Genomic DNA, 14429 nt, shown 5'->3' with positions numbered 1-14429 from the left:
ACCTTGGGATAAAAGTGTCGAATCCTGTGAAAACAAAAAAAAACGACCAGAAAGTCGTTTTGATTTTTAAATTATCAAATAGAATAAATTTGTGTATTCTACACAAGGCCAAATAGATGAAAACAACCATAAACAAAGAAAAATCACCAATAACAAGGTTGAAATTGAGTTGACTAGCCCAATATCTTAAACACTTGGACATTCACTTACAAAATTGTAAAGAGTTGATTTACAGAAAAAAGAATCGAGATAAAGGTAAACTTGGAGGCTAAAACATAAAAGACTGACTATCAAAACAATGGCTCGTCATCTCTTTCCCATTTAATAACCTGGGTATTTTGTTTGAGATACCACAAAGCGGTTATCAAACCCAAGACTGCAAAAGCCCAAACGGTGTAATAGACACTAGTTGAAGGCATAATGACATTTTTATAGTAATTATAGTTGAGTTTGGGCATGGTATATATTTCTCTGAAAATATACTCAGGCACATACATCAAAGTGGAAGTCAGCAAAACCACCCAAAAAGAAGCAGTACGATAATAAATGTAAAGCAAAATCATAGATTGTATAACCATAGAACTCACTGCAGCTGGCATATAAAACACAATGCAAATAAAAGAAATGGCTATCATGGATTTTTTGAGGGTATAGTTTCTTATAAGCCCATGTCCCAAAACACCAATCTGGAAAATAATCATAGATGCGTTTAGAATCGTAGCAAACCACCATGATTTACTAAAACCTGTCATCTTATCCATTTCTTCACTCATCATGAAGTAATCTAAAAAAATACTGGATATCACGCTCCAACAAATCGCCACCACGAACAAAATCATCATGACTTTTGAAGAAACTTTAGAGAAATAGGGTAGTTCTTTTTTGTTTACATAAAAACCAATCGTGGCAAAAACCAAAAAACTCAAAACCATAAAAATCATTATCATGTCGGTGGATTCAGTCATTGTAATGGTCTTCTTGGACTGAGAAAGCATAATTCCGTAAATAAAACCCGACAAAAACAACAATGCCACAGAAGAAAACATCAAAACCCAAGCGGTGCCAATGGTCATGCCCGTTTTCTTTTTTAGTAAATCCAAATCATTCATTTGTTTTTAGGTTTTTATCGAGATTTTGCAAAATTAGAAACTAAAAAGAGAAATCATAAATAATATTAATATACGGATAAAATCTAGATACAAATTCCTTTCTCTATTTGAAGCAAATGAATTATCATTTTTGACGAGATTCTAAATGGATTCTCGAACTGAGTTATCACACAAAGTTTCGCAAATAATTTAGTTGAATTTTATTGCTCAAGTTTATTATCTACTACCGATATTACTTCTTTTGCAGCTGGAATTATGGTAGTTTCCTGAGCCTTTCCATTTGGCCTTTTTTGTGTTGCAAATTCTGGTTCCATAAAATCTTTGATTTGTGAAGCACTAGTAGAATAAGTGTTTTGAGGCATAACTTCATTGCTTTCACATGATGTAAAAAATACTGTTGTCAATACGAATCCAGCGATGATGCTTAATTTTTTCATAATTTTTTGATTTAAAAATGATTTTGATTTTTATTGTGTTTTCTTGAAACTAACTATTACACTAAGTTCCAAAATGGAGGCACAAAGTTTCACGGAGAATTTGAATTGAATTTTATTGTTCTTGTTTGTTTTCTACTACTGATATTACTTCTGTTGCAGTCGGAATGATAGTATTTTCCAAAGCTATTGCACTAGGCCTTTTTTGTGTTGCAAATTCCGGTTCTTGAAAATCTACCGTTTGTGCAGTGGCATTAGCGTAATTGCCTTGAGGCATTACTTCATTGTTTTCACATGAGGCAAAAAATATTGTTGTAAATACTAATCCAGCGATGATGCTTAATTTTTTCATGATGTTTGTTTTTGTTATTTTCAAAAGGTGTTTCCCTTTGTTTGATGATTCAAAATTATATCAAGCTATCATCCTCAGAAAACACATGTGACGAACTAATAGGACTTTGGGATAAACCTAGAAAAGCGTGTGAAATACCTAGAAATAAACCATGGAAAGATTACCTAAACTTTGATTCTAGGTCATAATTCGATTTTTCTTTTATCAAACCACCATAAAAGCCTAAATTTGTGTCGATGAAAAAATACAATTTCAAAGAGAATATTAGTCATAATCCAATTTTTAGTTTGGTAGCCCATGCTTCAAAAAATTTGGGTATAGACAGTTATGTGGTAGGCGGATTTGTGAGAGATCTCATTTTAGAAAGACCAAACAAAGACATTGATTTTGTTTGCATAGGTAGCGGAATTGACCTCGCCAAAACAACTGCCGCTTTGATTAATGAAGATTTGCATGTAAATTATTTCAAAAATTTTGGCACAGCTCAGTTCAACTTCGGAGAATATGATATAGAATTTGTAGGTGCCAGAAAAGAATCTTATCGCTCAGATTCAAGAAAACCTTTGGTAGAAGATGGTTCGCTTGCCGAAGATCAACACCGACGTGATTTTACCATAAATGCCATGGGAATTTCGCTCAATCCCGACAATTTTGGCGAATTAGTAGACCCTTTTGATGGCGTGGGTGATATCGAACGAAAAATAATCAAAACCCCGCTCAATCCTGAATCCACATTTTCGGATGATCCCTTACGCATGATGCGGGCCATCAGGTTTGCTTCACAGCTAGGCTTTGATATTGAAACAGAGACATTCTTGGCCATAAAAGCCATGGCCAGCCGAATAGAAATTATTTCTCAGGAAAGAATAACCGATGAGTTGAATAAAATCATTCTTTCTAAAACCCCATCCTACGGATTTAAACTTTTACAGCAAACTGGACTTTTGACTTTGATATTTCCAGAATTGGTCAACCTCATGGGTGTAGAAACCATGGACGGCAAAGGCCACAAAGATAATTTTTACCATACTTTACAGGTCCTCGACAATCTTTCAACCAAATCTGATGACTTATGGAACCGTTGGGCAGCTATTTTACATGATATAGCCAAACCAGCCACCAAAAAATACCATCCAAAAAACGGTTGGTCGTTTCATGGTCATGAAGAACTCGGTGCCAGGTGGGTCAAAGGGATTTTCAGAAAAATGAAACTGCCTTTAGACGAAAAAATGAGAAAGGTGGCCAATTTGGTACGTTTACATCTACGCCCAATTGCATTAGCCAAAGAAGGCATAACAGACTCAGCCGTTAGACGTTTACTGGTAGAGGCTGGAGAAGATATTGAAAATTTGATGTTACTGTGTAGAGCAGACATCACCTCAAAAGACCAAACTAGGGTAAAAAAATATCTTAAAAACTTCGATAAAGTTGAGGAGTTATTAATAGAAATTGAGGAAAAAGACAAGCTGAGAAGTTTCCAACCAGTAATGACGGGAGAAATCATCATGTCGATTTTTGGTTTACAGCCTTCAAAAGAAGTTGGCATTTTGAAAAATGACATCAGGGAGGCTATTTTAGATTGCAAAATAGAAAACACCCTGGAAGCTTCATACAGTCATTTAATAGAATTGGGCACAAAACTCGGATTTGTACCTCTCAAAAAACTAGAAGAAATTTAGACTTTCTTTAATATCTCCACTCCTATTGGACATTGCGTACATTTTTTAGCCCCACAAAAGAAATTGTATTGTTCAATAAGAGCTTGAGAATCAAACGCAGAAGTACACTTAAAACCTAAATCTTGCCAAATTTTAGTAATGAAATTCTTTTCAGACTTTATGTTTTCAAGAATTCCAATGGCTTTTTCAAAATAGCTGTGATTATCAGTAACATCCGAATAAAATGCCAAAAGCTGTACCGAAGTGTTAATCAAGAGGTTTTCTATAGAAGATTTCCCTATTCCATTGAGTTTAGTTTCAGATACTTTGGCTATATCATAGTGTTTCTGCCAATACGTTGAAGGTAAAACCTGAAGTACTTTTTCTATATTTTCTTTACTGGCATCTTCCAAAAACAAGGCAAACAAACCCTGATTTTGGTTAAGAATAGCCGCAAATTGGGATATTCTAACAGTTGGAAAATTGCCTAGGCGTGTCCTCAAAAAACGCCATTCCAATCGTTGCATTTTTAAAGGTGTCAGATTGTATTTTTGAGCAAGAAACTCATATTCAGTTGCCAAGTTTTCGGAATATTCATCTTGTGGATTTTCCAAAAAACCTGCTTGACCCAACATCAAGGCCTCTATTTGAAACAAATTACCTTTATGCTTTTGAATGATTTTTAAAGGTAAACTCTCCGCCAGTCTCAGAAATGCTTCCGAATTGAGCTTAAATCCCATATTTCTTGCAAAAACTCTATAAGCCAATTCTTCAAAATCGCCATTAACAGCTTTGACGAGCTTATGAAGTCCAGCTGATTTTTGATGTAAACGATGAGCCAAGGCCTTTTCCAGCATACTGATTTTGGATAATTCGGAGACTTCCGACAATTGATATTTACAAGGAATTTCTGCAGCATTTTTAATCAGATTTTCGTATTTCTGAAGTGTATCGGCATAAACCAAATCTTTAATTTCCAACGTAGGAATTGGTGTCATATCTGTTCTGAGCACCTCGATATCATGCTCCCAAACCACATGCAGAACCACATTGTCGTATGCTTTGTCGTGTTGGTGTTGATGTCTGTTCCAATCCGAGGACTTTATATGTATTTCTACCTTACCTGCCCATTCTATTCCTTCAATGTTTATACGAGCATTCTCGAAGTCTGGACCAGAATTAAAATTCCTATATCCAGTTTTTATTACTGTTAGGGGCTGTTGGTTGGTGGTTTTTAAGTTATTTTTATCGAATTGTTGGTATTGCCAAGTGTAGTGGATAAAGTCTTCGTTTTTCATATCATGCTGAGGTATTTTTCCATTTCTTGTTGAACTTTCTTTGCTTCATTACTCGCCTTTTCAGCGAAATCCTCACCATCGGAGGCATAAATTATGGCTCTGGATGAATTCACCAAAAGTCCACATTGATTATTCATTCCATATTTACTTACTTCCTCTAGACTTCCGCCCTGAGCACCCACACCTGGAATTAGTAAAAAATGATCTGGTACAATCTTTCTGATTTCAATTAAACTTTCGGTTTGAGTAGCACCGACGACATACATCATATTTTGGGCATTGCCCCAATCTTGCGACTTTTCCAGCACCTTTTCGAATAATCTTTGTCCAGAATTAAGCTCTGAAAACTGAAAATCTTGACTGCCGATATTGGAGGTTAAAGCCAACAAAATAACCCATTTGTCTTTAAACGCTAGAAAAGGCTGCACAGAATCCGCCCCCATGTAAGGAGCCACAGTAACAGAATCAAAAGATAAGCCAGATGAATCCTTATCAAAAAAAGCTCGGGCATAAAGACTTGAAGTATTGCCAATATCACCGCGTTTGGCATCAGCAATGCTGAAACAATCCTTCGGTATATAATCCAAGGTTTTTCTCAAACTCTCCCAACCTTTAGGCCCCATGGCCTCATAAAAAGCGATGTTGGGCTTATAAGAAACACAGAATTCTGCAGTAGCGTCTATGATGGCTTTGTTAAATTCAAAGACTGGATCTTCCGAATCTAAGAGGTGTTTGGGGATTTTTTTAATATCCGTATCTAATCCAACACACAAATACGATTTCTTTCTTTTAATTTGCTCAAACAGCTCCGCTTTGGTCATCTAAATCTTAATTTTTCAATAAAATAAACGCTTTTTCTTCTGTTATTCAAAAAATCCTAAATTTCAATCCCCTAAAAAAATTAGCAATAGGTTGTAATTTCTGCTAACAAACAAGTATCCAACATTTTACAGAAAAGTATAGAATAAAAATATGATAGGAAATAATTTCCAAATGAATGAAAAATGATATTTTTAACAAATAATATCTAAATTTACATCGAAATTATTCAAAATCTAGAAAATGGAGTTTAAGGAAAGCAAAATTAAAGGCCTGTTTGAAATCATCCCAAGAGTTTTTCATGATGAAAGGGGGTACTTTTTTGAAACATTCAGTGACAAACTTTTTAGAGCAAATGTGGCCGATGTTACTTTCGTTCAAGACAATCAATCATTTTCAACTAAAGGAGTTTTAAGGGGACTGCACCTTCAAAAACCGCCTTTTGCACAGGGTAAACTCGTAAGGGTAATTTCGGGAAGTGTAATTGACGTGGCTGTTGACATCAGACCAAACTCGCCTACTTTTGGACAGTACGAAGCATTTCTTCTTTCGGCAGAAAAACAAAATATGGTGTATGTTCCAGAAGGATTTGCTCATGGATTTGCTACAATGGAAGATGCCATTTTTACTTATAAATGTACCAATTTCTACGATAAAGCCTCTGAGGCGGGTATAATTTTTAACGATCCAGAATTAAATATCAATTGGGGAATAGAAAATCCATTGGTTTCTGAAAAAGACCTTGAACTTCCTACTTTGAAGGAGTTGATGGCTTTGGTGTAAGACCAATCACAAAATTTACGAGGCATAAAAAAACCGACATAAGAATAATTCTCATGTCGGAAATATAAATATCCAAATTTTAAACAAATTCTCTTTGACGCACGGCCTCAAAAAGTATAATTCCTGTAGCCACTGAAACATTTAGCGATTCCACTCTGCCTTTTAAAGGTATTTTAACTCGGGCATCTGCTTCTTGAAGTAAATTCTCTGAAATACCGTCTTCCTCAGAGCCCATAACTATTACCGTTGGTATCGTATAATCAGCCTGATAAACATAATCTTTGGATTTTTCTGTACATGCCACTACCTGAAAACCTGAATTTTTAAGATATTTAATGGCATTCCAGAGATCGTTTTCTCTACAAACTGGCACAAAATTTAATGCTCCTGAAGAAGTCTTCATCGCATCACCATTGATTTGGGCGGCACCTCTAGTTGGTACAACTACACCGTGTACTCCACTACATTCAGCCGAACGACAAATAGCTCCGAAATTCCTCACATCTGTTATTCTGTCCAAAAGCAATATCAGAGGAACTTCACCGGACTCAAAAGCCGCCGTAACGACATTAGAAAGTACAGCAAAATTTACCGAAGAAACAAAAGCAATAGCTCCTTGGTGATTCTTCATCGTTACTCTGTTGAGCTTTTCCAAAGGAACCCTTTGAATAGGCACACCACGCTGTTTGGCCAGAATTTCTATTTCTTCAAAATGTTTTAATTCTTTCTGAAGCAACAACTTATCTATTTCTTTGTCAGACTTGAGTGTCTCCAATACCGACTGCATTCCAAAAACAAAATCCTCTTTGTTGGGCCTGTTTACGGGTTTAAAAAATTTGCGAGGGGCTTCACCGTCTCGACTTACTCCACTACGTTTCCTGTTCTCCATGCTTCAACAAAAGGGTACCAAAACGAACTGTATTCTGGGTACCTCACCAACTCAAAGTTTTGGTCAGTAAAGGCGTTCGTTTTTCTATAAAATGTAAAAATAATTTCTGAATTGTTTGAGTTTTGGGCATATAGCCACACCTCTCTTTGGCGATTTCGCTGAACCCTCGATGGTGGCCCCATAATCACGAAAACCATGCCTTTATCCGTCTTCCATCCTTCTTTATAAGTCGAAAACAGCTTATTGGCATCAGCCACACGCTTGTAATAAGTTTTGACCAACTGCTTCGCCAAGGCTTGATTTCCTTTGGCTACATTTAAAAAATACAAGTCCAAGGCCTCTTTGGCATTTTCATTGTTCTTCAGTTCTTCTATTTCCTTTGGGGTACTCATATACACCAACGATTCTTTCAAACTTTGAGGTTCAGTATCTCGCGGAAAACGTTCACCCACCACCAAAAATCCATATCCATCTTGATGACTATCAGGACTTTGCGTTAGTACATATACACCTTTTTGCTTCAAAGAAACAGGCTCACCGGCCACAATTTCGATCACTTCTTCAGAAGCAAATTCACTCATGGGGTCTCTCTTGCTGGCCGACATCGGCGACAGAGCGGGCAAACTGAGGTTTGAATATCTTTTGAGGAATAGTTTCTCTTGGCTTGGATTTATGGCCTTCACTACAAACTCGGCTCCTTCGTATATATAGGGTATAAATTTCGGAAAATCGTCGTCTTTTTTGTCATAAACCAAGTATCTGGTATCTACTTTTTTGGCATAAAAATCCAATGGTAAATCGAAAGTATATTTTGTAGCGGCCTCAATATCAATAAAATCCAGCACCATTACCGCCGATTCTACGTTTTTGAGTTTCGGTATATCAAAAGTCAATTGATAGTTTTTACCTACTTTCTTAAAAAACTCCTCTGCAAACTCTAATTTGCCTGATTTGAGTTTATCTTTGGTGCCATATTCTGGCAAAATAGACCACTGAATTCTGAAAACCTTGTTGAGCTTTTCAAAAGTAATATCATCAGCGACATTGGCCAGCTCTACCACCATAAACACCCTGGCATTGGTAGAATCCACAAAATTGTACTTGCCATTGATAGATGAAACCACCGGCTTGGATTCTCTGGCCTTGGCTCTATCTAAAACGGCCGATTCTTTGGAAACAGGCTTTTTTTGTTGAACTTTGCAAGCAATCGAAGTAAGAAGAATAAAGAGAAAATATAAGGAAAATCTCATCTAAAAACTAAGGTTTATAAGACATTAACGCAAGCTGGGCATCAAATGTTGATGCAATATACTAAATTTTATGAAAGATATAGAAAACCGCGACGATGTGGTGAAACTGGTGGACACTTTTTACGACAACGTGCTGAAAGACGAAAAACTGGCACCGGTTTTTGGTCCATCGGCTGAGCATTGGGAGCAGCACATTGTGCGGGTGTATAATTTTTGGGAAAATTGGCTATTCCAAACTGGCTCCTACACAGGTGGCATGATGTGGGTACACATGGAACGACACGCCACGCATCCGCTCACTACCGAGCTTTTTGAACGTTGGTTGGCTTACTGGATTACCTGCACCGATGCCCTTTTCGTTGGCAAAAACGCCGACTTCGTAAAATCAAAAGCCCTAGAAATTGGTCAGATTTTGAATGGTAAGTTGAATAGAAATGGATAATCGGAAATAAGTTATTTGAATAATTAAGACATTAGAAACCTTTAAATGGAACGCAGATAACACGGATGAAGGCAACGAAGATATTCACAGATTTTAAACAAAATCTGTGAATATCTGTAAAATCCTTGTCATCAGTGTTCCAAAAAAACAACAAAAAAAATTAAATAACCTCATCATGATAACAGCCGAAGAAAAACCGTTCTTGAGTCTTTTCGAAAACTTCAGCCAGGTGGGTGAAGTCATGTGGATAGGTCTGAGACCTGCCTCGAGAAAACCCATCAAGGAAACTTCAGAAGTAAACGTAACCGAAACTGGCCTAGAAGGCGACCGAGCCACCAAAAACAGCCCAAGTAACAAAAGGCAGGTCACCCTCATTCAACACGAACATTTGACTGCGGCGGCTTCATTTTTGGGCAAAGAAAACATTGACCCCAACCTTACCCGAAGAAATATTGTGGTAAAAGGCATTAACCTCAATGCTTTGAAGGGCCGAAAGTTTAGTATTGGTACCGCCATATTGGAAATGACAGGCTTTTGTTACCCATGCAGTAGAATGGAGGAAAACTTAGGTAAAGGAGGTTTTAATGCCATGCGTGGGCACGGTGGCATTACCTGCAGGGTGATAAAAGTTGGAAAAATCACTTTGGGAGATAAAATAAATGTAATAGAAAATGAAGCTTGAAAATAAAACACAAAAAGTAGCCTCGATGAGTCATTTTGCCAAAAGAATGGGCAAATATACTTTTTTTGCATTTCTGTTAATTGGGTTTTCAATGGGCATGGGCACAATAGGCTATCATTATTTCGATCATATTTCATGGCTAGACAGCTTCTACATGGCCTCCATGATACTTACAGGTATGGGTCCAGTGTCAGACATGACCAACGATGCCGCCAAATGGTTTTCTTCTTTTTATGCCTTGTACAGTGGCGTAGCTTTCTTGAGTATCACCGCAGTGTTTTTTGCTCCTATTATCCATCGGCTTCTACACATTTTGCATGTGGAAGATGATGAGAAGGAGTGAATTATGACCAAATATTTTCTGAATATATTTTCAAATCCTCCATATTTAGCTGTTAAACTTTGTGTCTTTTGTGGATGCTTTGTGACTTTTGTAAAATAGCTTCCAAACAAACTAAAAGCGTTTATTATCACTCATTCATATAAAACAAATGACTTATAATTTAAGTTAATCACTAAAATATTGATCATTTGGAACCAGAAATACAAGACAGAATCATTCAAATGGCATGGGAAGACCGCACGCCTTTCGAAGCCATCGAGAGCCAGTTTGGGCTAAAAGAAAAAGATGTGATTGCATTTATGAGAAAGCACATGAAGCGTAAAAGCTTCGAAATGTGGCGTAAACGAATGAAAGGTCGTACCACCAAACACCTCAAACTGCGAGATACCGATATGTCTAAATTCAAATGCACCCTCCAAAGAAGTATTACGCACAATAAAATATCAAAACGCTAAATTTAACCTTTTAACAAAAAAAATGGGGGAACAAGCCCCCCACCAATCGATTTTATTCACAGTTTAGGTTAATATACAATCTCAGAAATCAATATCATTCTATGCTAAAGCATACAATACGTTGAAACAGCAATTCTAGTTGCAACTATTTTTAGGACATAACTAAAGTGTGTAAACTCAAAACCTTCAAAAAAGTTTTATACCTCACATTTCCTTAGTCAATTCGTAATTTTAGCTACCTTTGCGGCTTTATTTTTAACAAATCAAAAAGCATGATTTCTGTAGATAGCGTAGCGGTAGAATTTAGTGGCACAACTCTTTTTTCGGATATTACATTTAATATCAATGAGAAAGATAGAATAGCACTTATGGGTAAAAATGGAGCAGGAAAATCTACTCTTTTGAAGATAATTGCAGGAGTAGACAAACCTACAAGAGGCAAAATATCTGCCCCAAGTGATGCCGTAATTGCTTATTTGCCTCAACATTTGCTGACAGAAGACAACTCCACCGTTTTTGAAGAAACAGCCAAGGCTTTTGATACGGTTCTGAAAATGAAAGCCGAAATAGATGAGCTAAATCATCAACTTGAAACCAGAACAGATTACGAATCAGATGCTTACATGGACATCATCACCCAAGTTTCTGATCTGAGCGAAAAATACTATTCGATAGAAGAAATAAACTACGACGCAGAAATAGAAAAAATTCTAAAAGGCCTTGGTTTTGAAAGAGAAGATTTCGCCCGACCAACAAGCGAGTTTAGCGGAGGCTGGAGAATGAGAATAGAACTCGCCAAAATATTACTTAAAAACCCAGACCTTATACTTTTAGATGAGCCCACCAATCACTTGGACATTGAATCGGTGCAGTGGCTGGAGGATTTTCTGATAAATAGTTCTAAGGCCGTAATCGTGATTTCTCATGATAGAGCATTCGTAGACAACATTACCAACCGCACCATTGAAGTAACCATGGGCCGTATTTATGACTACAAGGTAAACTATACCCACTACCTGCAACTCCGCAAGGAACGTATGGAGCAGCAACAGAAGCAGTTCAACGACCAAGCCAAGATGATTGCCGAAACACAAGAATTCATTGATAGATTTAAAGGCACTTATTCAAAAACACTTCAGGTACAGTCGCGGGTGAAAATGTTAGAAAAAGTGGAAATAGTGGAAGTGGACGAAGTGGACAACTCGGCCATAAGTATAAAATTCCCTGCCGCACCTCGGTCAGGGAACTACCCCGTTATAGCCGATCAAGTAAGCAAAAGTTATGGAGACCATTTGGTATTTAAAGATGCCAATATCACCATTGAAAGAGGCCAAAAAGTAGCTTTTGTAGGAAAAAATGGTGAGGGAAAATCTACTATGGTAAAAGCCATCATGGGCGAAATAGATTTTGAAGGTGACCTAAAAGTGGGCCACAACGGCTTTATCGGTTATTTTGCACAAAATCAAGCATCGCTTTTAGACGAGGAATTGTCTATTTTTGACACGGTAGAACAAATAGCGGTTGGAGATATTCGAACCAAAATCAAAGACCTTCTAGGTGCTTTTTTGTTCAGAGGAGACGATTTGAACAAAAAAGTAAAAATGCTCTCAGGTGGTGAAAAAACCAGATTGGCCATGATAAAACTTTTACTTCAACCTGTCAACCTTTTGATTCTCGATGAACCAACCAACCATTTGGACTTACGCACAAAAGATATTCTAAAAGACGCACTGAAAGCCTTTGAGGGAACAATTATTCTTATTTCTCACGACAGAGATTTCTTAGACGGCTTGGCAGAAAAAGTGTTTGAATTTGGCAATAAACGTGTCAGAGAGCACTTTGAGGATATCAATGGGTTCCTGAAAAACAAAAAACTAGAGAACCTCAGAGAAATAGAGAGGAAGAATTAATCAAGAATGTAACATACATCACCATATTATTATTTGTTTAACCTGAACTTTGCATCAGAAATCAAAACAAATAAAGATATGAACATAGAAGAATTAATCAAAAACAACGAAGGAACTATTGTTGATGTAAGAACTCCAGGCGAGTTTATGGGTGGAAAAGTGGCAGGTTCGATAAACATTCCATTAAACGAAATTCCCTCCAAATTAGCTGAAATAAAATCACTAAAAATGCCGCTTATTCTTTGCTGTGCATCTGGGAACAGAAGTGGCCAAGCAACAGCTTATTTAAAAGCACAAGGCCTAGACTGTCACAATGGCGGATCATGGTTAGACGTGAATTATTACCAAGCTCAAACGGTATGTTAAAATTTGGATAAATAGCTTTTTCATGACAAGATGCTCTAATTTTAGGGCATTTTGTTTTTATTTTATACCCATGAAAGAATTTTGGAACGAACGTTATTCTGAAAAAGAATATGTTTATGGCGAAAACCCTAACGAATTTTTAAAGGAACAGCTTCTAAAACTTCCGGTAGGAAAAATACTCTTTCCTTGCGAAGGCGAAGGCAGAAATGCAGTTTTTGCAGCGGCAAATCATTGGGACACTTTTGCATGTGATTTTAGCGAATCGGGTAAGGAAAAAGCGATGGGGTTGGCACATAAAAATAGAGTAAGTATATCCTATGATATTTGTGATGTATTAGAATATCAAGCACCAAACAATAGTTTTGACGCAATTGCCTTGGTATTTGCTCATTTCCCAGAAAATATTCGCAGGAAAGTTCATCACAAACTTTTAGATATGTTAAAACCCGGAGGTGTGATTATTCTTGTAGGTTTCAACAAAAAACAACTGGGTAAATCTTCAGGTGGACCAAAATTATTAGAAATGCTATTCGATGAAAAAATGCTTCGCGGAGATTTCGAAAATTGCGAAATAGAAGCCTTAGAAGAAAAAAATGCACTTTTATCAGAAGGTCATTATCACCAAGGAGAAGCAGAGATTATTCGAGGAATTTTTAGAAAGAAATTTCAATAATATTCACAATTTAAGGAACACATTGACGTTAGTTTTTTGTTATAAATTCATCCAAAATTCTAATTAAAATGGTAACTAAAAAATCAATTTCGTTAGATTTAAATAATCACATTGATGTAGTTGAAAACATCTCCAGAGAAGATTTTCAGAAATACTACATGATTCCCCAACGACCAGTAATCATCAAACATCTTTATGGAAAAGACGCCAAAGTTTATGACTGGACCTTCGAATATTTTTCAAAAGAATTAGGTCATATCGACGTAGGTGTATTTGACGATGAGTCTGAAAAGAAACAAGACGACAGGTCTTACAAAAAAGCACCAAAAACCATGAAGTTTGGTGACTATTTGGAACTCATTCAAGAGAAACCAACCACCAAGAGGCTATTTCTTTTCAATGTCTTCAAGCACAAAAAAGAGCTTCACGAGCATTTTAAATTTCCGAATATTGCCGATAAAGTATTGACTTTCTTACCTTTAGCTTTTTTTGGAGGTCAAGGTGCTATAACCCGAATACACCGAGACATGGACAACAGCTGTGTTTTCCTTACAGAACTCGCTGGTTACAAAAGAGTTGTACTTTTTGACCCAAAATATTCTCAAAAATTATATCAATATCCGTTCTCAACACATACATCAATCGATGTCAACCATCCTGATTTTGTAAAATATCCAGCACTTAAGGATGTAAAAGGTATAGATTGCACCATAGGACCAGGAGATACTATTTTTATGCCTGCTGGTTGGTGGCACCACATTGAATACAACACAGCTGGATTGGGATTTGCCATTCGCTCATTAAGTCCTCACATAAGTGACAGATTACTTGGCTTTTGGCAAGTAGGAATCATGACGCACCTCGATGAATTCCTAAATAAGTTATTTGGAGAAAAGTGGTTTGCTTGGAAAATCAGAAATGCTAAAAAAAGAGCAGAAAGGGAAATGTAACCTTTACTGACATTTT

Annotated in this window: 17 protein-coding genes; 10 read left to right on the top strand and 7 right to left on the bottom strand. The window is 36.7% G+C overall.

Going from position 1 to position 14429, the window contains the following annotated elements:
* Positions 1-290: 290 nt before the first annotated feature.
* The 3 genes from EGI24_RS13980 to EGI24_RS13970 all read right to left on the bottom strand — a co-directional run bounded on the left by EGI24_RS13980 (position 291) and on the right by EGI24_RS13970 (position 1895).
* The gene (locus tag EGI24_RS13980; RefSeq protein ID WP_255048303.1) at positions 291-1109 is read right to left on the bottom strand and encodes a hypothetical protein; all 819 of its coding nucleotides are present in this window, start codon (positions 1107-1109) and stop codon (positions 291-293) included.
* Between the two features lie 200 nt (positions 1110-1309).
* On the bottom strand, positions 1310-1546 hold the full coding sequence (locus EGI24_RS13975) for a hypothetical protein (RefSeq protein ID WP_255048302.1): 237 nt from the start codon (positions 1544-1546) through the stop codon (positions 1310-1312).
* A gap of 112 nt (positions 1547-1658) precedes the next feature.
* Positions 1659-1895: a hypothetical protein gene (locus EGI24_RS13970; RefSeq protein ID WP_255049063.1), complete on the bottom strand. Its 237-nt coding sequence runs from the start codon at positions 1893-1895 to the stop codon at positions 1659-1661.
* A 236-nt stretch (positions 1896-2131) separates the two neighbouring features.
* On the opposite strand from EGI24_RS13970, the gene EGI24_RS13965 reads away from it, so the two are divergent.
* Entirely contained in the window at positions 2132-3574 is a 1443-nt protein-coding gene (locus EGI24_RS13965; protein ID WP_255049062.1) for a CCA tRNA nucleotidyltransferase, read from the top strand.
* Here EGI24_RS13965 and EGI24_RS13960 read toward each other — a convergent pair.
* Both EGI24_RS13960 and pyrF read right to left on the bottom strand, forming a co-directional pair.
* Positions 3571-4851, bottom strand: a complete 1281-nt coding sequence (locus tag EGI24_RS13960; protein WP_255049060.1) for a DUF2851 family protein — start codon at positions 4849-4851, stop codon at positions 3571-3573. The genes EGI24_RS13965 and EGI24_RS13960 overlap by 4 nt on opposite strands.
* Positions 4848-5672: an orotidine-5'-phosphate decarboxylase gene (gene pyrF / locus EGI24_RS13955; protein WP_255049059.1), complete on the bottom strand. Its 825-nt coding sequence runs from the start codon at positions 5670-5672 to the stop codon at positions 4848-4850. The genes EGI24_RS13960 and pyrF overlap by 4 nt, the downstream gene beginning before the upstream one ends.
* A gap of 241 nt (positions 5673-5913) precedes the next feature.
* On the opposite strand from pyrF, the gene rfbC reads away from it, so the two are divergent.
* Positions 5914-6453, top strand: a complete 540-nt coding sequence (gene rfbC, locus EGI24_RS13950; protein ID WP_255049058.1) for a dTDP-4-dehydrorhamnose 3,5-epimerase — start codon at positions 5914-5916, stop codon at positions 6451-6453.
* A gap of 79 nt (positions 6454-6532) precedes the next feature.
* Here the strand turns inward: rfbC and rlmB are convergent, their stop codons facing one another.
* Both rlmB and EGI24_RS13940 read right to left on the bottom strand, forming a co-directional pair.
* Entirely contained in the window at positions 6533-7342 is an 810-nt protein-coding gene (rlmB, locus tag EGI24_RS13945; protein WP_255049057.1) for a 23S rRNA (guanosine(2251)-2'-O)-methyltransferase RlmB, read from the bottom strand.
* The gene (locus tag EGI24_RS13940; protein ID WP_255049056.1) at positions 7315-8592 is read right to left on the bottom strand and encodes a GWxTD domain-containing protein; all 1278 of its coding nucleotides are present in this window, start codon (positions 8590-8592) and stop codon (positions 7315-7317) included. Before EGI24_RS13940 ends, rlmB begins: the two co-directional genes overlap by 28 nt.
* Positions 8593-8662: 70 nt before the next feature.
* Between EGI24_RS13940 and EGI24_RS13935 the strand changes: the two genes are divergently transcribed.
* The 8 genes from EGI24_RS13935 (at position 8663) to EGI24_RS13900 (ending at position 14413) form a co-directional block, all read left to right on the top strand.
* Positions 8663-9034: a group III truncated hemoglobin gene (locus EGI24_RS13935; protein ID WP_255049055.1), complete on the top strand. Its 372-nt coding sequence runs from the start codon at positions 8663-8665 to the stop codon at positions 9032-9034.
* A 175-nt stretch (positions 9035-9209) separates the two neighbouring features.
* On the top strand, positions 9210-9716 hold the full coding sequence (locus tag EGI24_RS13930) for an MOSC domain-containing protein (protein ID WP_255049054.1): 507 nt from the start codon (positions 9210-9212) through the stop codon (positions 9714-9716).
* Positions 9706-10059, top strand: a complete 354-nt coding sequence (locus tag EGI24_RS13925) for a hypothetical protein (protein WP_255049053.1) — start codon at positions 9706-9708, stop codon at positions 10057-10059. Before EGI24_RS13930 ends, EGI24_RS13925 begins: the two co-directional genes overlap by 11 nt.
* Positions 10060-10247: 188 nt before the next feature.
* Entirely contained in the window at positions 10248-10514 is a 267-nt protein-coding gene (locus tag EGI24_RS13920) for a TIGR03643 family protein (RefSeq protein ID WP_409035483.1), read from the top strand.
* Positions 10515-10786: 272 nt separating this feature from the next.
* Positions 10787-12424 carry an ABC-F family ATP-binding cassette domain-containing protein gene (locus EGI24_RS13915; RefSeq protein ID WP_255049052.1) on the top strand — a complete coding sequence of 546 codons (1638 nt, stop codon included), beginning with the start codon at positions 10787-10789 and terminating at the stop codon, positions 12422-12424.
* A gap of 78 nt (positions 12425-12502) precedes the next feature.
* A complete protein-coding gene (locus EGI24_RS13910) occupies positions 12503-12790 on the top strand; it encodes a rhodanese-like domain-containing protein (protein ID WP_255049050.1) in 288 nt (95 codons plus the stop codon).
* Between the two features lie 70 nt (positions 12791-12860).
* Positions 12861-13463, top strand: coding sequence for a bifunctional 2-polyprenyl-6-hydroxyphenol methylase/3-demethylubiquinol 3-O-methyltransferase UbiG (locus EGI24_RS13905; RefSeq protein WP_255049049.1), 603 nt, complete (start codon positions 12861-12863; stop codon positions 13461-13463).
* A gap of 68 nt (positions 13464-13531) precedes the next feature.
* Positions 13532-14413, top strand: coding sequence for a cupin-like domain-containing protein (locus EGI24_RS13900; protein ID WP_255049048.1), 882 nt, complete (start codon positions 13532-13534; stop codon positions 14411-14413).
* Positions 14414-14429: the final 16 nt, after the last annotated feature.

It is taken from the genome of Lacihabitans sp. CS3-21 (assembly GCF_024343675.1).
Classification (GTDB): Bacteria; Bacteroidota; Bacteroidia; order Cytophagales; family Spirosomataceae; genus Leadbetterella.
This window is presented reverse-complemented; position numbering and strand designations above follow the sequence as displayed.